Origin of the sequence: Prevotella multiformis (genome assembly GCF_018127985.1) — a bacterium.
In the GTDB taxonomy this organism is placed as follows: domain Bacteria; phylum Bacteroidota; class Bacteroidia; order Bacteroidales; family Bacteroidaceae; genus Prevotella; species Prevotella multiformis.
This window is the reverse complement of record NZ_CP072357.1, coordinates 1,531,278-1,552,524: the sequence shown is the minus strand read 5'-3', so window position 1 is coordinate 1,552,524 and position 21,247 is coordinate 1,531,278. Positions and strand designations below refer to the sequence as shown.

At 54.0% G+C, this 21,247-nt stretch carries 12 protein-coding genes; 3 read left to right on the top strand and 9 right to left on the bottom strand.

The window, feature by feature from the left end; translation table 11 throughout:
* The first annotated feature begins 445 nt into the window (after positions 1 to 445).
* The 3 genes from J4864_RS06100 (at position 446) to J4864_RS06090 (ending at position 7,119) form a co-directional block, all read left to right on the top strand.
* Positions 446 to 3,436: a SusC/RagA family TonB-linked outer membrane protein gene (locus J4864_RS06100; protein WP_211814094.1), complete on the top strand. Its 2,991-nt coding sequence runs from the start codon at positions 446 to 448 to the stop codon at positions 3,434 to 3,436.
* Positions 3,437 to 3,467: 31 nt separating this feature from the next.
* Positions 3,468 to 5,192, top strand: a complete 1,725-nt coding sequence (locus J4864_RS06095) for a RagB/SusD family nutrient uptake outer membrane protein (RefSeq protein ID WP_211814093.1) — start codon at positions 3,468 to 3,470, stop codon at positions 5,190 to 5,192.
* Positions 5,193 to 5,373: 181 nt separating this feature from the next.
* The gene (locus tag J4864_RS06090) at positions 5,374 to 7,119 is read left to right on the top strand and encodes an alpha-amylase family glycosyl hydrolase (protein ID WP_211814092.1); all 1,746 of its coding nucleotides are present in this window, start codon (positions 5,374 to 5,376) and stop codon (positions 7,117 to 7,119) included.
* Positions 7,120 to 8,051: 932 nt separating this feature from the next.
* Here the strand turns inward: J4864_RS06090 and ahpF are convergent.
* The 9 genes from ahpF to secDF all read right to left on the bottom strand — a co-directional run bounded on the left by ahpF (position 8,052) and on the right by secDF (position 21,195).
* Positions 8,052 to 9,605 (bottom strand): alkyl hydroperoxide reductase subunit F, encoded by a 1,554-nt coding sequence (gene ahpF, locus J4864_RS06085; RefSeq protein WP_211814091.1) that lies wholly within the window; start codon positions 9,603 to 9,605, stop codon positions 8,052 to 8,054.
* Positions 9,606 to 9,711: 106 nt separating this feature from the next.
* The gene (ahpC, locus tag J4864_RS06080) at positions 9,712 to 10,278 is read right to left on the bottom strand and encodes an alkyl hydroperoxide reductase subunit C (RefSeq protein ID WP_007367927.1); all 567 of its coding nucleotides are present in this window, start codon (positions 10,276 to 10,278) and stop codon (positions 9,712 to 9,714) included.
* A 301-nt stretch (positions 10,279 to 10,579) separates the two neighbouring features.
* Positions 10,580 to 11,125, bottom strand: coding sequence for a hypothetical protein (locus J4864_RS06075; protein ID WP_211814090.1), 546 nt, complete (start codon positions 11,123 to 11,125; stop codon positions 10,580 to 10,582).
* Between the two features lie 87 nt (positions 11,126 to 11,212).
* Positions 11,213 to 11,923, bottom strand: coding sequence for an ABC transporter ATP-binding protein (locus tag J4864_RS06070; protein WP_211814089.1), 711 nt, complete (start codon positions 11,921 to 11,923; stop codon positions 11,213 to 11,215).
* A 19-nt stretch (positions 11,924 to 11,942) separates the two neighbouring features.
* Positions 11,943 to 13,604 (bottom strand): putative transporter, encoded by a 1,662-nt coding sequence (locus tag J4864_RS06065; protein ID WP_211814088.1) that lies wholly within the window; start codon positions 13,602 to 13,604, stop codon positions 11,943 to 11,945.
* Between the two features lie 66 nt (positions 13,605 to 13,670).
* Positions 13,671 to 14,489, bottom strand: a complete 819-nt coding sequence (locus J4864_RS06060; RefSeq protein ID WP_211814087.1) for a PfkB family carbohydrate kinase — start codon at positions 14,487 to 14,489, stop codon at positions 13,671 to 13,673.
* 807 nt (positions 14,490 to 15,296) lie between these two features.
* The gene (locus J4864_RS06055) at positions 15,297 to 15,524 is read right to left on the bottom strand and encodes a hypothetical protein (protein ID WP_040554656.1); all 228 of its coding nucleotides are present in this window, start codon (positions 15,522 to 15,524) and stop codon (positions 15,297 to 15,299) included.
* 6 nt (positions 15,525 to 15,530) lie between these two features.
* Positions 15,531 to 17,528, bottom strand: a complete 1,998-nt coding sequence (locus J4864_RS06050; protein ID WP_246479388.1) for a leucine-rich repeat domain-containing protein — start codon at positions 17,526 to 17,528, stop codon at positions 15,531 to 15,533.
* 643 nt (positions 17,529 to 18,171) lie between these two features.
* Positions 18,172 to 21,195, bottom strand: coding sequence for a protein translocase subunit SecDF (gene secDF, locus J4864_RS06045; protein ID WP_211814085.1), 3,024 nt, complete (start codon positions 21,193 to 21,195; stop codon positions 18,172 to 18,174).
* Positions 21,196 to 21,247 lie beyond the last annotated feature (52 nt).

Below are 21,247 nucleotides of genomic sequence, written 5' to 3'. Positions count from 1 at the left end.
TGCCCGCCGCCGGAAGGTGCACCCCCCTGTCCGGGCAGATCCACCCAGACGGCCATCCGGCGGACAGGCTCACCCTGCCGTGAATGCACATCCCGCTCCCCTGCACCATCAGAAAGGGAAACAAAAAAACCGGAAAAGAAAAAGAATATCGTCGTAAGCCACTTTCATCTTGCTTTTTAGACTGTTGATTGTTTTCTCTACGCTCAAAATTAATCGTCCGCTTATTTGTTTATTTGAAAAAAATAAAATACCTTTGACAGCGGAAAAGGGATTAAAAACCTACGACTATTCTGCCTTGCAACGATCAACGACGTGCGGTAAACGGAGGCAATACCGTCCTCTGGCGACGTACTACGCCAGCAGCAGATTTTTCGATAACTGACATCAGAGTCATCAGGACAAGAAGCTATAAAGTATAACTAATTATTAAAAGATCTAATCCCTCATGAGCAGCAGATTGTTTATGAAGCGGACCGCAGTGATAGCTGTCGGTCTGACGTGTGCAATGAGTTCCTATGCCCAGTCAGTGGTACAGGGAAGTGTGAAGGATGCGTCGGGTGAGCCATTGATTGGTGCGACCATCCAAGTGAAAGGAGAACAAGGCGGTACCGTAACCGATATTGACGGTAACTTCAAGCTCCCCAATGTGAAGCCCGGTGCGACGCTCGTCTTCTCTTATGTAGGCTACAGCAACAAGGAAGTGGCTGTAGGCAACCAGTCCAATATCAATGTTTCTCTCTCTGAAGACAACAAGCAGCTCGACGAGGTAGTCGTCGTCGGTTATGCCGTAGGCACGAAGCGTACGGTGTCGGGAGCCATTGAGCGCGTAGGCAAGGGCGATATGAACAAGGGTGTCGTAACCACGGCAGCCGATGCCCTGAAGGGAAAGGTCAGCGGTGTCGTCATCAGCCAGAACGGCGGCGACCCGATGGGGTCTACCAATATCCGCGTGCGCGGCACCTCTTCGCTCTCCGGCGGTAACGACCCGCTGGTGATCATCGACGGAGTCTTCGCTGACATGACCATGTTCAACGCCCTTCAGCCCGGCGACATCGAGAGCATGACCATTCTGAAGGATGCCTCGGAGACGGCACAGTACGGATCCCGCGGTGCAGCCGGTGTCATCGTCGTCACGACGACAAAAGGAAAGAACGGCTTTGCCTCCCTTTCTTACAACGGTACGCTGGGCGTGAACACCATCTTCAAGAACCTTGAAATGCTGAGCGCGGATGCTTACCGTGCCACTGCCACCAAGATGGGTGTGGCATTCACCGACCTCGGCGGCAATACCAATTGGTTCGACGAAATAGAGCGTTCGGCCGGACTGACACAGACCCACAACATCGCCTACTCGTCCGGCAACGACTCCGGCAACTACCGCGCCAGCGTCGGCTTCGTACAGCGTCAGGGCGCATTGAAGAACTCGGATATGCGCAACTATACCGTGAAACTGGATGCCACGCAGTACGCCTTCAACAAGAAGCTCAAGCTGGAGCTGGGTGTCCTGGGCAGTGAGCGCGACGGAAAGATGCAGTACGACCCGCAGAAGATGTTCTATTCTGCCGCCGCCTACAACCCGACCTACCCGACCTACAAGAACCCGCAGACAGGCGAGTGGGACGAAGACCGCCTTGCCAACGAGATATACAACCCGCTGGGACAGCTGGAGGTGCAGGACCGCTTCGACGTAGGTTCGCTCAACGCCCATGGAAAGGCGACCGTCACGCTGGCTGACGGACTCTTCCTCAGTGCCTTCGGCAGCTATACCCGCATGAACCTCGACCACAAGCGTTACGTGCCGAACGACATCCAGCAGGGACGCATCAACGGCAACGGCTGGGCATACATCAGCAACATGAAGCGCACGGACATCATGGGCAACCTGCAGCTGACTTATACCAAGGACTTCGGCGAGCACCATATCGACGCACTCGCCCTGATGGAGGGCCAGCAATACAAGACCTTCTGGAATTCAGAGCAGTCGTTCAAGTTCGATACCAATTACTTCGGCTTCAACAACATGAAGGCCGGTGCCAACGTCTCCTGGGGCGATGTGGACTCCGAGTCTACGGAATATACCCTCTGCTCTTACATGGCACGTCTGAATTACATGTACGGCAACCGCTACATCGCAACCGTCAACCTCCGTACTGACGGCTCTTCAAAGCTGGGTGAAGGCCACAAGTGGGGCTGGTTCCCGTCAGCATCTGTCGCATGGGTCGTATCACAGGAACCGTTCATGAAAGAGGTGCGCTGGGTGGACAACCTGAAAGTCCGTCTCGGATATGGTGTGACGGGCAACCAGGATGTCATCGCTCCTTACAACTCACTGGCCCTCTACGCACCGAACGGCGTGACCTCGGTGAACGGTGTCAACACGACGACATACGCCATCCAGAGCAACGACAACCCTGACCTGAAGTGGGAGGTAAAGCATACCTTCGACATCGGCATCGACTTCGCAGCTTTCCGGAACCGTCTGAACGTTACTTTGGACTGGTATACTTCCAAGACGAAGGACCTGCTCTATACCTATACCGTACCTGTTCCGCCATTCACCTACAACACCTTGCTGGCGAACATGGGTGAGATGACCAATTCGGGCTTTGAAATCGGCGTGCGCGGCGACATCATCCGCACAAAGGACTTTACCTTCAATTCCGGCATGAACCTCAGCTTCCAGAAGAACAAGCTGAACTCGCTGAGCGGCACCTATAAAGGACAGAGACTGACGACCAGTGAGCACATCCCGGTTGCCAACATCAATGCGGCCGGCCTGACGCAGAACACCGGTGTGACCTATCTCATGGAGGGACAGCCGATCGGCGTATTCTACCTGCCCCACTGCAAAGGCATCGACGACAAGGGACAGTACATCATCGAAGACCTCGACAAGAACGGAACCATCGACACCGGCGACTCCGGCGACCGCAAGGTGTGCGGACAGGCGATACCAAAGGCTTACCTTGGCTGGGACTTCACCTTCAAGTACAAGAACTGGGATCTCACCATGCAGTTCAACGGTGCCTTCGGCCATAAGATCTACAATGGTACGGGCATGACCTACAGCAACCTCAGCAACTTCCCGACCTACAACGTGCTTTCTGATGCTCCGGAGAAAGGAATCAAAGACATACAGATTTCCGATTACTGGCTGGAGAAAGGCGACTACGTGAACTTCGAGTACATCACGCTGGGCTACACCTTCGACAAGAAGCAGCTCAAGGCCGACTGGATCCAGAGCATCCATCTCGGACTGGCCGTCAACAACGTCTGCACCCTCACCGGGTACAGCGGCCTGACCCCGATGATCAACTCCGCATCGCTCGTCCGTGTCGACGAAGGCCGTACGACCTACGGGACACTGGGTGTAGACGACAAGCGTCTCTTCCCGTTGACACGCACCTTCTCGTTCAATGTGTCTGTTAATTTCTAAGGTTTTGATAAACAAAAAAAGGAATACTATTATGAAGAAACATATTTTCGGAATGGCACTGCTCTCCACGGCACTGCTTGCAGCCTGCTCGCTGGACGAGACACCTCAAAGCAAATTCAAAGAGACTGACGCTTTCGCAAATGCCACGCTGACCTATGTCAACTCTGTGGCAAAGGTCTATTCAGAGATCGGAGACGGCATCTATGGCGGTACGGACGCCATCCACTGTCTGCAGGAATTCACTTCTGACGAGGCCATCCTCCCAGGACGGCAGGGCGACTGGGTAGACGGCGGCAAGTGGCAGAACTTCTTCCTCCACAACTTCGCATCGTCTGTGGACACCTACAACAACAACTGGAAGCATATCTACAAGATCATCGGGCAGTGCAACGGCTCCATCGACCAGCTCACGCCGATGCTCGGCGAACATCCCGACTACAAGCCGTATGTGTCCGAGCTGCGTGCCCTGCGCGCCATCTATTACTATTATGCGATGGATCTCTTCGGACAGGTGCCGGTAGTGACGTCTTCCAAGCAGGGAACCAGCGATGTCAACCAGAGCAACCGCTCGGATGTGTTCAAATTCGTCGTCAAGGAACTGACAGAGGCCATGCATGACCTCGCAGATGACCAGAGCCAGAAGACCGGCAAGTATTTCGGACGTATCACCAAGCCTGTTGCCTATATGTGTCTGGCAAAGTGCGCCCTCAATGCACCTGTCTACAACACGGATGACGTAGCCCCGGACAGCTACAAGGCGTTTGTCGGCGACGACAAATCGAAGGAATGCAAGGCCAGCGAGACCCTCGGTGCAAACATATCGGCAAAGGGAATGGACATCAAGATGACTGTAGACGGGACGGAACGGAACTGCTGGGAGACCGTGAAGTACTGCGTGGACAAGCTCGCAGGCTTCGGCTACACCCTCTCGCCGAACTATGCCGACAACTTCGTCACACAGAACCAGAACTCTAACGAAAACATCTTTGTACGTCCGAACGACGACAAAACGTACAAGATTACCGATTACAACCTGATCCGCTCCGTACACTACAACCATGCGAGTGCCGCCGGCTTCAACGGATGGAACGGTGCCTGCGCCACGGTACGGGCGATGAAAGTGATGGGATACAAGGAAAGCAACGAAGACCCACGCCTGCGCCAGAACTACTGGGTAGAGCAGGAGTACACCCAGCAGACCGGCGGCAAGACCGTGGACGACGGTGTCGGCGGGACGCTCTCCTACCGTCCGCTGGCAGTCGTGGTAGACTTCGATGCCAATGCCGACAAGCATGACGTGAAATGCGCCGGTGCCCGTTTCAAGAAGTATGAGTACGACCCGACGGCAGCCGCACAGGGGCAGTACAACAACGACCTTGTCATCTGGCGTTATGGCGATGCGCTGCTGATGAAGGCGGAAGCAGAATACCGGCTGGGCAACCATGCGGCAGCACTGACACTCGTCAACCAGGTCAGGGACCGGGCACACGCCACCCTGCGCACCTCGCTCAACCTGAATGATATTCTTGACGAACGCATGATTGAACTGGCCTGGGAAGGCGTACGGCGTCAGGACCAGATACGCTTCTGCACCTTCACCCAGCCGACGGCAGACCGCTATCCCGGTGTCAGCCACAATGCTTCTGCCGGCGATTATCTCGATGACACCCAGGGATACACCTGCGTCTATCCGATTCCTTATGAGGTGCTGAATCTGAACAAGAATCTCCATCAGAATCCAGGCTATAAGAAATAAAGCCGGTTCTGATTCCTTATCACAGCCGGAATGTCCAAGGATATTCCGGCTGTCAACTTTCAGGGAACACAGACTCCTCCATCCTATTCTTCCTTTGTTTTTCAAAAGGATATCCGTACTTTTGCATCAGACAACACAACAGGAAGTCCGACGGACATCCTGACAACTAAAAACTTAAACAATGAAGAAAGAAATCATCACAGCAGCGGCGGCACTGGCCATGGCAGTCCCCATGACAGCCCAGATCGGCACGAACCCACAATGGCTTGACAATGCCGTTTTCTATCAGATCTATCCTTCCTCTTACATGGATACGGACGGGAACGGTATCGGAGACCTGCCCGGCATCACCAGCAGGCTGGATTACATCAAGTCGCTGGGCGTGGATGCCTTGTGGCTGAATCCCGTATTCGAGTCGGGATGGTTTGACGGTGGCTACGATGTCATCGACTTCTACAAGATTGACCCGCGCTTCGGTACGAATACCGATATGGTGACGCTGGTCAACGAAGCCCACAGAAGAGGCATAAAGGTCTGCCTGGACCTGGTGGCAGGACACACGAGCGTGAAGTCGCCGTGGTTCCAGGAATGTGCGAACGGCGACCGCAACGGGCGTTATTCCGACTATTATATATGGACTGACACCATCTCACAGAAAGACAAGGAAGAGATTGAAGCACGCCACAGGGATGCCAATCCGGAGGGAAGCACACGTGGGCGTTATGTGGAGATGGACGCAAAACGCGGCAAATACTATGAGAAGAACTTCTTTGAATGCCAGCCTGCCCTGAACTACGGCTTTGCCCATCCCGACCCCTCTCATCCCTGGGAGCAGCCTGTGACGGCACCCGGACCGCAGGCCGTACGCCGGGAGATGAAGAACATCATGGCCTTCTGGTTTGACAAGGGCATCGACGGCTTCCGTGTGGATATGGCCTCTTCGCTCGTCAAGAACGACCCGGGGAAGAAAGAGGTGTCAAAGCTGTGGAACGAGATGAGGGCATGGAAGGACAGGCATTATCCCCAGTGCGTACTGATATCCGAGTGGAGCGACCCGGCCGTCGCCATCCCTGCCGGCTTCAACATCGACTTCATGATCCACTTCGGCATCAAGGGTTATCCCTCTCTCTTCTTCGACCGCAACACACCGAACGGCCGGCCGTGGGAGGGGCAGGACATCTCCAAGGAGTACAAGTTCTGCTACTTCGACAAGGCAGGGAAAGGAGAGGTGAAGGAGTTTGTGGACAACTTCACGGCAGCCTTCAACCGCACAAAGCTGCTCGGCTACATCGCCATCCCGACGGCCAACCACGATTTCCAGCGTCCGAACATCGGCACGCGCAACACGATGGACCAACTGAAGGTGGCCATGACCTTCTTCCTGACCATGCCGGGCGTACCGTTCATCTATTACGGTGACGAAATCGGCATGAAATACCAGATGAATCTTCCTACCAAAGAGGGTAGCAACGAACGTGCCGGGACACGTACTCCTATGCAGTGGGCTGCCGGTCCTACCGCCGGCTTCTCCACCTGCGAGCCTGCCCGGCTCTATTTCCCTGTGGATACGGAAGACGGAAAGCTGACGGTGGAGGCACAGGAGAAAGACCCCAATTCCCTGCTGAACTTCACCCGTGAACTGGTCCGCCTGCGCCATGCCCACCCGGCATTGCATGGAAACGGAGAATGGGAACTTGTCAGCAAGGAAAGCCAGCCCTACCCCATGGTCTACAAACGTACGGCCGGCGGTGAAACCGTAGTCGTTGCCGTCAACCCCTGCGACAGAAAGGTATCGGCGAAGCTCCCACACATCGGGAAAGCCCAGCCGTTGATTACGACAGGAAAGGCCGTCTATAAGACCGGGAGCGGCAGCGATGCCGTCGAACTGAAAGGCATATCGGCCGCCGTCTTCAGGATCATGGAGTAAGCCCTTCTTCCCTTTTTCCGTCAACTGGCCCCGGGACAGACCGGAGGGTGTGTCAAAACGCAGGACTGCGAGAGAGGTCTCCCTTCCCTGCCGACCGTCCCCCCTCTATCCTCAACCGACTAAGACCATCGCCGTCACTGCATTCTTTGTGCTCTGACGGCGATTGTTCTTTGCAGAATGACGGTTGATTTCAGGTTCTTCCGTTAAATGGATAGATGGGAATAGAATAAAGGGCTTGTGTACTTGCATAGTATGACTCTCCAAAAACGGATGGTCTTGCAAAGGAGGGTAAACTACAGGATAAAAGGCAGAAAAGACAAATTGATACGATGCCTGCCCGTCAGCCTGTCTTTCCGTCTTCTACAAACAACTTATTCCACTATCATCGGTGTTTGTAAACATTTTTGTGCAGTGCAAAGCTGACACATGCTCTTCTGGCTCCTGAAAGATGCCTGATTGACCTGCAATGGGTGCTCCTTTAGCGTGTTACCAACGCCCTTTTGAAGTCCAATCAGGCACCTTTTACAAACGACTTAACAACCGATTGATTGACTGCTGGTTACAGACCCGATTTTTACACGTGTTCTTTACATTTACTGATGATCTGTTTGAAATTATGTAATGGTTTTTCAAAATCTTATCTGTCTTTTCAACGTATTAAAATGAAAGGGTCTTTGACTCGGAGGCTGATGACAGGATAGACAGTTGACAGTCTTGCCCATGTTTTTGTTTCATCAATCACTTCGGTTCTTCCGTTAAAGCCATATGAAAAACATCTACACTTTTAACGGAAGAACCTGATTTCAGGAGGAACGCTGTCCTGACGCATCCTCCCACAAACACCACAAAAGAATCCGGTGGATAAGCAGAAGAGAAAGTCCCTGCTTATCACACCGGATTCAAACTGTACTCAGGTAAGAGACTACAGTAGCTTATATCACCCCACGGATACGGTCCTCGAAGGCAGACAGGGCAGCCTTGGCCCCTTCACCCAGGGCAATCGCAATCTGTTTGTAAGGAACCGTCGTCACGTCGCCGGCAGCGTATACACCAGGCAGACTGGTACGGTTGGCCACGTCGATGACAATCTCCTTGCGCGGAGTCAGCTCTACTTCGTTCCTGAAGACATCGCTGTTCGGCGACAGACCTATTTGTACGAAAACACCGTCCAGGGGAATATTGCGTTCCTCACCGCTGATACGGTCTTTCACCGTGATGCCCGACAGCTTCTGTCCGTCACCCAGAAGCGCCGTTGTCTGGGCAGACAGGAACACTTTCACATTGGGCAGACCGGCAACTTTCCGCTGCAGCACCTCATCGGCACGCATCGCATCAGCAAACTCGAGAACGGTCACATGACGACAGATGCCGGCCAGGTCAATGGCAGCCTCGATGCCCGAATTACCGCCACCGATGACCGCGACATCCTTTCCTTTGTAGAAAGGACCGTCGCAGTGCGGACAGAAGTGCTCGCCATGGCCGATGTACCTTTCCTCACCAGCCAGACCGAGACGACGCCAGCCGGCACCTGTGGCAAGGATGACCGCCGGGGCTTCAAAGGTCTCGCCGCCACGCACGGAAACACTTTTCTGCTTGCCCTTCAGGTTTACAGCAACCACTTTCCGGTTGTCGAATATATCAATCGGATAGTCTGAAAGATGCGTGCGGAAATCGGCTGCGAGCTGCGTGCCGGTTGTCCTGGCGACCGAGACAAGGTTCTCGATGCCGGTCGTGTCATTCACCTGTCCGCCGATACGTTCTGCCACAACGGCCACCTTCAGCCCCTTCCGGGCGGAATAGATGGCGGCCGAAACACCGGCAGGTCCGCCGCCGAGAACAAGGACATCATACGTACGGACAGGCAGCACGGCCTCCCCGTCATGGTCCGTCCCGACCTTGTCTTCCAGTTCCTGCAGCAGCACGCCGAGGTCGCCGCGTCCTACGTGGAGCGGTTCTTCATTGACATAGACGGCAGGGACACCCTGTATGCCCAGACGCTCTATTTCGTCCTGGTACAGTCCGCCGTCCACCATCTCATGGCTGATACGGGGGTTGACGAGTGCCATCACATTCAGTGCCTGCACCACGTCGGGACAGTTCGTACAGGTAAGGGAGACGTAGGTCCGGAGCCTGATCTCCCCTTTCAAAGCCTTGATACGCGCGGTGATTGCCTCATCGGGAAGATTCTTCCCCTGTCCGTCGGCATTGAGGATGGCAAGGAGGAGCGAGGTGAACTCATGGCCGTTGGGGATACCGCGGAAACTGATTCCGGTTGCTTTTCCATTGCGGAGGATGCTGAACGAGAACCGTTCACCCTCCCGGCTGACGGTCTTGATCCTGTCGGATACAGAAGCGATGTCCTCTACAAAAGCCGAAAACTCCGCCGACCGCGCGTCGTCGCTGTTACGTACGACACTGAGCGTAATGTCTGATGAGAGCGAACTGAAGACGCTTCCCGTCTGTTTAAGTATATCTGGATCTATCATGGGACTTGTTGAATTCTCTGCTTATTCTACAAAAAGTGGAGAGAAAAAGCCCGCAGGCTCCTCCCTCCACCGGGACTTCTATGACGATTTGATGTCCGCTTACGTCTTAGAGCTTGCCGACGAGGTCGATGCTCGGCTTCAGCGTCTCGCCGCCCTGCTTCCACTTGGCCGGGCAGACTTCCCCGTCATGGGTCGCTACGAACTGGGCTGCCTCGACCTTGCGTACCAGCTCATCGGCATTCCGGCCGATGCTGTTGTCCTGGATTTCGGCAATCTTGATCAGCCCTTCCGGGTTCACAAGGAACGTGCCACGGTAAGCGACTCCCTCATCCTCCTTGTAGACACCGAAGCCACGGCTCAGTACGCCTGTAGGGTCGGCAAGCATGGTATACTTGATTTTCTTGATTCTCTCAGAGGCATCGTGCCATGCCTTGTGTACGAAATGCGTATCGGTACTTACCGAGAACACCTCTACTCCCATCCCCTTCAGCTGCTCGTATTTGCCGGCCAGGTCTTCCAGCTCCGTAGGGCATACGAACGTGAAGTCGGCAGGATAGAAGAAGAAGAGTGCCCACTTTCCTTCAATGTCTTTGTTGGAAACTGTCTTGAACTGTCCGTCCTGGAAAGCCTGGACGGTAAACTCGGGTGCATGTGCATTGATAATTGGTTCCATATCTAACTAAAACTGTTTATGTGATAAATTCTTCTGTTTTGTGATGCAAAGGTACGTGCAGAATCCAGCATCTCCAAAAGATAAAAACTATCACACGATAGAGAATATCTATCAGACCGGAACAACATAATGGGTATCAGATGTTTAGGAACGGCACCAGCCCTTTTGAAAAAGATTGTCTGCCATGAAAAAAAATCGGACGGTGCAGTCCCGGCACCGTCTTCAACTTATAGAGAGGTGTGTCAGACATACGTTCATCGCCCTGTCTGACACACCTCTGAGAAACCGGAAGAGAACCTTCTCACTGTATCCGCACGCTCTTTCCGTCTTTGTAACAGGCAATAGTACGGACACCGTCGGTGTAGATATCCTCGCTCCCCGGCATATCCAGCGTGAAGCCGGCCGCCTTCACCTGTGCCACAAGATTATCGTATGCCGCCTGGTTGAACACGGCGACGATGACCGCCCCGTCCTTGAAGGCAATGTAACTGGACACTCCCTTGCGCATCGGCTTCGGATAATCCGCATACTTGTCGGCCGTGAGGAGCTTGGCCAGAGCACAGTTCTTGTAATACATCTTAGAGAACCTGTCCAGACGGTAAACCTCATAGTTGGACTTCAGCTTATAGCCATACTTTTTCGTTATCGCCGCTGCCTTGTCAGGGTTCTGGTACATATCCAATGCTTCGGCAATCGTAATCACCTCCTTCAGCGGCTCGACAGCTACAATGCTGTCTCTGTGCACAGGGGCTGCAGCTGGTTGCGTTGCAGTCTGCTGCGTGCCGCAGCTGAAGAAGGTCATGGCTGCCACGAGGGCGGAGAATACGATTGATACGTTCTTTTTCATATTGTTGTTTTTGATGATGAATGACAAACGGGGGCAGGCGTTTAAACAGGTACGCCATCGGCACACGGATGTTTCCGAAGCCATGCTTCAGCCGTCGAGGACAGCCTGCATGGAGGCCTTTACCTCATCGGCGGAGACGCGGTGCAGCGAGCGGTCTTTTACTTCCAGCAGGCAGTCGGCGAACCGCACGGCAAGCCCGAGATCGTGGGTAGAGAGCAGGATGAGTTTGTCACGGTCGTGCGCCATCCGCTGCAAGAGCCGGAAAGTCTCGGCCTTGGAGGGGAAATCAAGGAATGCCGTCGGCTCGTCCAGGAGGATGGCAGGTGTCTGCTGGGCGAGCGCCTTGGCTATCATCACCTTCTGCCGTTCGCCGTCGGAGAGGGTCTGGATCATCCTGTGCCGCAGCGGCTCTATCCCCACGGCGGCAAGGGCATCGGCGATGACGGTCCGGTCCGCATCATGAAGGCGGCCGAAGAAACCGGTATAAGGCGAACGCCCCAGGCCGGCCACCTCCTCTACCGTCAGGTTCTGTATGTCGGGCTTCTGCGTCAGGACGATGCTCACCTGGCGTGCCAGTTCCCGCTGCGAGAACGTTCCGACCTCCCTGCCGTCCAGCAGCAGCTCGCCCCCCAGCTTCGGCAGGAATCCCGTGAGCGTCTTCAACAGGGTCGACTTCCCGATGCCGTTCTCGCCTGTCAGACACGTCAGCTGTCCGCTCCTTACCACGGCATTGATGCCGGAGACGACCGGCAGGGAAGGCGAATAGCCTACAGACAGATGAGACAGGCGGATGACCATGGCCGTAAAGTATAAGCCGTCAGACGAAGAACATCACCAGCACCTGGGCGATGATGACCCGGACGAACATACCCAGCGGATAGACCGTGGCATAACTGATGTTGCTGGTCTCGCCCTTTACGGTGTCGTTGGCATAGCCCAGGGCCATCGGGTTTGCCATCGATCCGCAGAGAATACCACAGACCGTACCGAAGTCGAACTTCTTCAACCGCAGTGCAATGATTCCCACGATGACGACCGGGACAACCGTGAGGACAAATCCCAGACCGATCCACAGCAGTCCGTCAGGACGGACAACCGTGGCAAGGAAGTCCTTGCCGGCATCCAGCCCGAGGCAGGCCAGATAAAGCGAAAGCCCCAGTTTGCGCAGCATGAGCGACGCACTGCGCGTCGTATAGGCGATGAGGTGCAGACGGGGGCCGAACGCACCGGCAAGGATACCCATGATGATGGGGCCACCGGCAATGCCCAGCCGTATCGGCGACTCCATTCCCGGAATCGAAACCGGAATGGTTCCCAGGGCCAGACCGAGCAGCATCCCGAGGAAGATAACGGCCAGATTCGGCTCGTTGAGCGTCTTTACGGAGTTGCCCAGGAACTTCTCGGCATGGTCGATAGCCTCCGGCTGTCCCACCAGTGTGAGGCGGTCGCCATAGCGCAGGACAAGGTCCTCGGTGGCAAGCAGTTTGATGTCGCTGCGCAGGATACGGCTCACATTGACGTTGTATGCGTCGCGCAGGTGAAGCTGTCCGAGCCGTTTGCCGTTCAGGACACCCTTCGACAACACGATGACACGGCTTTCCACTTTCGAGTCAAGGTGGTTCCAGTCCACCTGTTCCTTGTTCAGGTCGCGTTTCACCTTCTGTCCGAAAAGGATTTCAATGGCAGATACCTCTTCGCGCTTGGTTGCGACAAGCAGGTTGTCGTTCGTATGCAGCACGGTCGTCCCCTTGGGGACAATCACCTCCTCTCCACGCCAGATGCGCGAGATGATGAACTTCAGATGTGTCCCCTGCGCTACCGTGGCAATCGTCTTGCCGTCGACAGCCGGGTTAAGGATGACAAACTGACCGATGTAAGTATGGTCATCATCCGAAGCGGAGTGGACGACAAGGTCGTCCGGCCTGACGAAGAACCTGCGGATGAAGATCATGGCGAAGATGACGCCTACCACACCCAGCGGATAGGTGACCGCCGTTGCCAGTGCCGCGCGGGCACCGCTGACTCCTGCATGCTGCAGGGCCTGCTGCCCGGCACCGAGCGCCGGCGTGTTCGTCGTCGCGCCGCAGAGGATGCCCACCATGTCGGACATCGGCACCTTCACGGCATAGGCGAGTGCCACGGACATCACCGTACCCAGCAGGATCACGCCCAGCGACCAAAGATTGAACGATGTACCTTCGTGTCGGAAAGAGCCGAAGAAATTGGGACCGACACTCAGACCGAGCGTATAGACGAAGATGACCAGCCCGAAGGTCTCACAGTAATCCAGCATCCGGCTGTCTACCGTCAGGCCGAAGCTGCCTACGGCGATGCCGAAGAAGAAGACGAAGGCGATACCCAGCGAGATGCCGCCTATCCTGATTTTCCCCAGGCCTAAACCTATCGCACAGATGAGCGAAAGGACTACCACAGCCTGCAGTGCCGAAGGAATTGAAAAGAGTCCGTTGATCCAGTTCATATCGGTTTGATTTTGGAGTCAAGGAGTGGATAAAGTGCCAGCATCTTTCCCCCCTGCCTCCTCGTATTACAATATCCCAAGATATTTTTCCAAAGGAATTCCCCTGTTCTTGTCCTTGTTGTCCTTGTTGAGATCGATCAGCCGGTAGACACCGTCCATCGCCTTCTGCGTGCTTGCCTCCAGCTGTCCCCCGTCAAGGAGATGGCCGATGAGGATGGCGGAGAAGATGTCGCCTGTACCCGGGAAATGAACAGGAATCTCTGTGTAAGGCAGCGAGAAATACTGACCGGTCCTGTGGTTGTAACCTGCCACGGAGGGAGTACCGTCGATGAGAACCGAAGTGATCAGCGCCGACTTTGTGCCGATGCCACGCAGCCTGTCGAGCAGGTTCTCCGCATCGTCAAGACCGATGCCGTCCTCGTTGTACGTACTGCCGGTGAGGTAACAGGCCTCGGTATAGTTCGGGAAGATGAGGTCGGCAACGCCGATCATCTCACGCATGGAGTTGACGGTGGCAGGTGTCACACCGTTGTAGAGCTTCCCCTCATCGCCCATGATCGGGTCGACAAAGATGGTCGTACCCCGTGCAGCCTGTTCACGGCAGTAGCCTGACACCAGCTTCGCCTGCCGCTCGGAGGCGATGAACCCCGTGGCGACGGCATCGAAACGGAAGCCCAGCTCCTTCCAGACGGGGAAGACCCCTTTGATGTAATCCGTCGTCTCCAGTATATTGAACTTGCCGTAATCGAGCGTGTTCGAGACCAGTGCCGTCGGAAGATTGTACACCGGATGCCCCTGATAGGACAGGATGGGAAGCATGGCAGCCGTCGCCACCTTGCCGTATCCCGCCATGTCATTGATAAGAAGTATATGTTTCTTACTCATTATGTGGATCTTGATTGGACTGCAAAGGTACGGCAAAGCGCATGAACCGCAAAATAAAAAGGCACAAATCGTATGATTACAGCGGCTCGCAGACCTCGCTCCTGACTTTCCGACGGCTTGTACGGCCCTGTTCCAAAACGTTCACGCCAGCATACCGGTACTATGAAAGTGGGCAACGCTCTCTGCCTTTCTGCGGCTTCCGTCAAGGAGGGCGCCTCATACGGAGGGAGAGAGGACACAGAGGAGAAGTCACACTGGACCACCGCGGCTTGAACAAGCAAACATACTGCTCCTTGCAGAGGCGGGACTTTATACAGAACATATCAAGGTCAACCAAGTTTGAAAGTAAAACGGAAAGCACTCTGACCAAAAACAGCAGACTACATTGCACAAATGCCCCTGAATACCGGGACGGTTGTTCCCAACACCCGGGAATCCTGTTCCCAACGCTTGGGAATCCTGTTCCCAACGCCTGGGAATCCTGTTCCCAACGCCTGGGAGTCCTGTTCCCGTGCGGGTTCATGTATCCGGTTTGCCGGCGGGAGGAAGAAACAGGAAAGGAAAAAGCCGGACAGGGGCAGGGGATTTGTCTCACACGGAGGGGGAAAGGACACAGAGGAGAAATCAGCACCGATGTGCAGAGAAAGGAACACTGGGAAGAGAGAAGAAGCAGGAAAAAAGAGAAGAAAGGGAAAAGCGGATGGCGCAGATGTAATTTATCATTTCCCATCCATGTATTCAACAGAAGAACCCGAAGAGGTAAACAAAACCTCCCTCCTCACCACACGGAGAGGAGGGAGGTCGTCCTTAATCGTCCCAGAACCCATCAAAGTGGTGCCCCTTGGCACCGGAGACACCCGGGCCGTCGCCGGTGTCATCGTGTACATCTCCCTTGTTCGGCCATTTGGAATGGTCTGAACCGATGTCGTACTTGTCCTTTTCAGATGCAACGGTAAGCAGCAACTCTATCTCTATAGGGGTAACGACGATGCAAGGACGGTAATATGTTTTTTTCTTTGCGGTCATAGTTTTCATTCTCCTTTATTTTACAATATATTTCTTACCATTCACGATATACAGACCGGCCGGCAGTCCCTCGAGGTTTGTCGTACCGCACCGGACAATCTGTCCGTAGACACTGTAGACGTTGTTGCGGCCGGCAAAAGTACGGTCCGACTTCGAGGTATCGGTGGCAGGAAGCGTGCTGATGCCTGTCGGATCGGTATCGATGCTCCGTGTATAGAACGCCTGCCTGGCAGCTCCCGACACGCCATTGTCTCTGCTGAGTTCTACGACTGCGGTCTGCGGGGTGAATATGACGTCTGTGCGCATAGCCTTGTAGAAGGCATTCTCCCACTTCGGATTGTTGCCGGAGTAATAATAGTAGCTGTACATCGGCACTTTGGCTCCTTCAGTGTAGCTGCCGATAAAGGTGTACTTCACGCCGTCCCCTTCGTGGCTTACGCTCTGTGCCTTCAGCTTCTTGGCAAACTTGTCGTTGTCCGTGTCAGTATCTTTGGTTACACCTACGATAATGCTGTACTCGGCATGGTGAAGGCCCAGGTGAATCATGTAGGGATGGTGTGCCTTCATGTCCTTCACCTCGGTCTTGAACTGCAAGGTAATGTATTTCTTGCCGGTGATATGCGGGTCGTTGTCGCTCTTCACACCGCTGAACTCGCATACCTCCGTAGCATCGCCAAAGGCATTCTTGATCTGCTCTTCCGTCAGACTGAACGGGAAGCAGACGGAATACCACTTGCCCTCGACAAGACGCTCGTCCCTGTGCGTATCCTTCAGCTTGGCAGTGAGCATGAACTCGTTCCAGCCGGCATAGTCGCCAGTGGAATGATGAAAGTAATCAGAATGTATTTTGGGATACTTGTTCCCATCTTTATCAAAGACCCATTTGTTGTCGTCTTTACGATAAGAAGGATAATTCTTGTATTCCTCTGTGCCGATTACCTGAATATATTTATTGACATAATTTTCATAGGCCTCTTTCGGATAGTGCAGTACGGTATAATGACCGGTTTTAGTCGTAAAATCGGCCAATTTAACCGTAGCACCATTTTGTATATTGTCTTTGTTCTTAAGTTCATAGTCATAAGTGTATTGGACTGGATCAAACGCATGGTTCTCCGCCTTTGTATTGCAGCCCAGTACATACACATCCGCCAGCGGAGATCCTGTCCCGCCAAAAGCCTGACGTTCAATGCGCTCTACACTTTCAGGGATGACAACCGTCTTCAGTCCAGTCCCCTCAAAGGCTTCCTTCTTGATGGTCTTCAGCGAGTTCGGAAGGCGTACGGTTCTGAGGTTCTTACAGAACTCGAAAGCACCCAGGCCAATCTCTTCGAGACTTTCGGGAAGAATGATGCTGGTCAGTCCTGTACAGCCCCAGAAAGCATGAGTATCAATCTTCTTCACTCCATATTGGAAATCTACCATTGTGAGATTTTTACATCCGTCAAATGCTTTACCACCTATAGATTTTACACTCGTACCAATGGTCAACTTCTTAATCCACTCTGTACGGGTAAAGACAGTTGCAGTAATCACCGTAGTCCCCTTATTTGCATCCTTGGTAGCATTTGGGAATACCACGCTTGTCCACTTGCTAAAATTATCGTTAAACGAGAACTTGGTCTCTTTGATACTCTCCGGTAGGACAAGTTCGCCAAGTGGATTGCCACCGTTCAGGAACCTTGAGTTCTGCCCAAGGGTTTTAAGTATGTCATCATTAGCAAAGTCTGCCAATGCCAGGTTCAAGTCTGTAACCTTTGAGAAAATCGGGGCGGAATTATTGCCCACACCGAAGAAGTTCGTCCAGTCAGTCTGCGAAATCTTCACACCGGCGGCAGTGACCAGCTTCACATGCTTGACGGCTTTATTCTCTGGGGTGAAATTACCGGGGGCGAGGTCGCCGTTGGCATTCACCGTGATGACAAGCGTGTCGCCTCTCATCTCTTTAGTCGGACCGGCATACGCCATGATGATGGTCATGAGCATAATGCCTAACACATAAATTCTTCTCATTTTCATTAAAAAAACACTTATTATGATTCAACATTAAACAACTCTCTCTAAGGTAAGAGCACCCCTGTCTCACGACGGAGATACCCTCAGGAATATAATTAGGCTGCACCTCACGTGCAGCCCCTTACATGAAAATGTTGTTTTCAGCAGAGACCTACTATCCATCAGTCCCTCCTGACTGCATATAGGGAAAATCCCTTTAGTGGCCGGTTTCCTCTTGTGAAGAGGAAGCTCGCATAATACCAATTTGTCAATTCAGTTGCAAATTTATACTTTTTTATTGAAACCGACACCTCTTTTCCAGACTTTTTTGTTCAGACATTCTTATAAACAGTCTTTTTAACATCCTGACGGTTCAGAAAGCTGATGGTCTGATCAGGTGTCTGCTATACCCATCCACAGCTTTCGGTGAACACCATGCGCATTGAGAATAGATACCCTTGCGGTCTGCCGGCGACACACTGCCAGTCATCAGCCGGATGAACCGCATCCGATCGGTTCATCCGGCGGAACGGGCAGGATTCCTTTCCGGAGCAGAGGCCGGAACGACACAAGAAAACGCAAGCAGCCCGCTGCCTGTGACGGCAGCGGGCTGCTTTATATATATAATAAGGTATGAATATCTGTTCTGACGACCTCCGGGCTACGCCTCTGCGGATGCCGCCTCCAACTCATGCGAACGCTTCTCGATCTTCTTGCCCAATACGAGGTAGGCAACCGGTGAAGCGATGAAGATGGAGCTCAACGTACCGATGATGATACCGATGATCATCGCAAAGGCGAAGCTGCGGATACTGTCACCGCCGAGGATGAAGATCGACACGAGCACGATCAGCGTAGAGACGGACGTATTGATGGTGCGCGAGAGCGTCTCGTTGATGGAGTCGTTGAAGATTTTCTGGATGTCGGCCTTCAAAAGATTGTGCTTGTGCTTGCGGAGGTTCTCACGGATACGGTCGTAGACAACCACCGTATCGTTGATATCGTAACCGATCACCGTCAGGATGGCACCGATGAAGGTCTGGTCGATCTCGAGTGAGAATCCTATCCAGCCATAGCACAGCGAGAAGAATCCGATGACGATGGTCGTATCGAGGATCAGGCCGACGATCGAACCGACGGAGAAACCGATATTGCGGAAGCGCAGCAGGATGTACAGGAAGATGAAGAAGATGGCCAGCAGGACACTCATGAACGCATTGTACGTGATGTTCTTGGCGATGGAAGGCCCTACCTTCGCACTCTGGATGATGGAACCGCCCTCACGGATGTCAGGGTTCTTGAAGTTGGCAACGCTTGTCTGACTGACGAAACCGCCCTTCTTCAAGGCGCTGTAGAGGATGGTCTCCGCCTTGTCGTCCTCAAGCGGATCGTTCGACTCGATGTTGTAGTTCGTCGAAATGCGCACCGTCTTGCCGTCCGTACCCAGAGCGATGACGTTGGTGTTCGCCGGTTTGCCGGCATTCTCGCCGACGGTGTTGACGAATGCGCCGTTCATCACCTTGCGCACCTCCTCGACCTGTGTAGGCTTGTTCAGCGTGACAACATAGTTGCGGCCGCCGGTGAAGTCGATGCTGCGGCTCAGGCCACGGACAACGAAGCTGACGACACAGATGACGATGGCGACACCCCATACGGTGAAACTCCGCCTGTACATGCTGAGGAAGTGGAATTTCTTGTTCTGCATGAAATTCTTGGAGACGGCCGTCGTAAACGTCTGGTTCAGCCATTTGTCGCTGTTGATACGGCTCTCGAAGACAAGACGGGTCAGGAAGACCGCCGTGAAGAACGAGATGATGATGCCGATGATCCATGTCGTGGCGAAACCGCGGATAGGACCTGTACCGGTCACGAGGAGGATGACACCCGTGATGAGCGAGGTGAGGTTGGAGTCGAAGATGGCCGAGAACGCATTGCCGTAGCCTTCATGCAATGCCTGTTTCATTCCCTTTCCGAGCCGCAGCTCCTCCTTGATTCGCTCGTAGATAAGCACGTTGGCATCCACTGCCGTACCCAGGGTCAGCACGATACCGGCGATACCCGGCATGGTCAATGCCGACTGGAAGGAGGCAAGCACGCCCAGCGTGAAGAAGAGGTTGGCGATCAGCGCCAGGTTGGCCATCATGCCCGGGATGACATTGTACATGACAATCATGTAGATCATCAGCAATACAAAAGCGATGGCGAATGACACAAGACCCTGCTGGATAGACTGGGCACCGAGCGTAGGACCTACGACCTCCTCCTGGACAATCTTTGCCGGAGCCGGCATACGACCCGACTTCAGCGTGTTGGCCAGGTCCTTGGTATCCTCGATGGTGAAGTTGCCCGTGATGGACGACTGCCCGCCATCAATCTCACCGTTGACACGGGGAGCTGAGTAGACAACGCCGTCAAGCACGATGGCTATCGCCTTGCCCACGTTCGCCTTTGTCAGGGCAGCCCACTCACGGGCACCCTCGGAGTTCATCGTCATGCTGACCTCAGGACGGCCGAACTGGTCGAACTGGTCTTTGGCATCTGTCACGACATCACCTTCCATCGGTGCGCGGCCGTCGGCAGTGGTTATCTTCAGCGCATAAAGCTCATATACGTTCTTCTTGTTCAGACCGTCTGCCGGCTTGGCTCCCCATAGAAGTTTCAGGTCGCTTGGCAGTACCTGCTTGGCAAGCGGACTGTGAATCAGCTTGTTGATGGCGGCCGTGTCACGTACGCTGGCATAACCGACGAGGCTGAGCGCATCGCCCGGAATAGTCTGCAACATGGAGAGCAGCGGGTGCATCTTCTTCAGTGCAGCCGTCTGGACATCCTCACCGGCAGCGGCACCCTTGTCGGCCTTGAGGGCGAACTTCGGCGTTGCAGCCGGGTTAGCCTGTGCTTTCCGGGTTGAGTCTGCGGCAACGGTATCGGCCTTGGTATCGCCGTTGGCAAGGCGCTGGTCGAGCTGTGCGAGATAAGGTGTAACCTCCTGGTTGTTGTAAGTCTCCCAGAACTCAAGGTTGGCAGAACCCTGCAGGAGCTTGCGCATACGTTCCGGCTCGCGGATGCCCGGCATCTCCACCATCAGACGGCCTTCCTGCCCTTCAAGCTTCTGGATATTCGGCTGGACGACACCGTACTGGTCGATACGGTTGGTAACGACATTGTAGGAGTTGTCGATGGCTGAAGCGACTTCCTCGCGGAGTGCCTTCTCCACCTCGCTGTCAGAACTCTGCGTGCTGACCTTTCCCTTGAGCTGCTGCGTGGCGAAGACCTCGGCGAGCGAATGGCCCGGCGCCACCTTGTGGTAAGCATCAATGAAAAGCGTAATGAAGTCCTTCTGGCTGGTCATCTCTTCCTGTCTGGCCTCCGCCATCGCCTTCTGGTAAGCAGCATCCTGCTTGTGGTCGGCCAGCACGTCGACGACGTCGGGCACGGAAATTTCAAGTACGACATTCATACCGCCCTTCAGGTCAAGACCGAGCCCGATCTGTGTCTCAAGGCACTTCTGGTAAGAGTAGATACCCAGATACTTGACAGAATCCTTGTAATCCTGCTGCGCAATAGGGTCCTTGATCTTTGCTGCCTGACTGTCATAGTAGCTTGTCGCCACCGAGAAAGACAGGTAGAAGATACTTGCGAGCGTCAGGAGGACGGCTACGCAAATTACTAATCCTTTGTTCTGCATTTTATTATGGTTGTTTTTAATTATTGTTCCGCTACACTTGATAGACGTGCAA

What these genes read in the sequence shown, in the direction of transcription:
- ahpF (WP_211814091.1), bottom strand. Translation starts at nt 9,605, where the DNA reads ATGATAGATCCAGATATACTTAAACAGACGGGAAGCGTCTTCAGTTCG.
- J4864_RS06095 (WP_211814093.1), top strand. Translation starts at nt 3,468, where the DNA reads ATGAAGAAACATATTTTCGGAATGGCACTGCTCTCCACGGCACTGCTT.
- J4864_RS06050 (WP_246479388.1), bottom strand. Translation starts at nt 17,528, where the DNA reads ATGAGAAGAATTTATGTGTTAGGCATTATGCTCATGACCATCATCATG.
- J4864_RS06065 (WP_211814088.1), bottom strand. Translation starts at nt 13,604, where the DNA reads ATGAACTGGATCAACGGACTCTTTTCAATTCCTTCGGCACTGCAGGCT.
- ahpC (WP_007367927.1), bottom strand. Translation starts at nt 10,278, where the DNA reads ATGGAACCAATTATCAATGCACATGCACCCGAGTTTACCGTCCAGGCT.
- J4864_RS06070 (WP_211814089.1), bottom strand. Translation starts at nt 11,923, where the DNA reads ATGGTCATCCGCCTGTCTCATCTGTCTGTAGGCTATTCGCCTTCCCTG.
- J4864_RS06060 (WP_211814087.1), bottom strand. Translation starts at nt 14,489, where the DNA reads ATGAGTAAGAAACATATACTTCTTATCAATGACATGGCGGGATACGGC.
- J4864_RS06055 (WP_040554656.1), bottom strand. Translation starts at nt 15,524, where the DNA reads ATGAAAACTATGACCGCAAAGAAAAAAACATATTACCGTCCTTGCATC.
- J4864_RS06075 (WP_211814090.1), bottom strand. Translation starts at nt 11,125, where the DNA reads ATGAAAAAGAACGTATCAATCGTATTCTCCGCCCTCGTGGCAGCCATG.
- J4864_RS06090 (WP_211814092.1), top strand. Translation starts at nt 5,374, where the DNA reads ATGAAGAAAGAAATCATCACAGCAGCGGCGGCACTGGCCATGGCAGTC.
- secDF (WP_211814085.1), bottom strand. Translation starts at nt 21,195, where the DNA reads ATGCAGAACAAAGGATTAGTAATTTGCGTAGCCGTCCTCCTGACGCTC.
- J4864_RS06100 (WP_211814094.1), top strand. Translation starts at nt 446, where the DNA reads ATGAGCAGCAGATTGTTTATGAAGCGGACCGCAGTGATAGCTGTCGGT.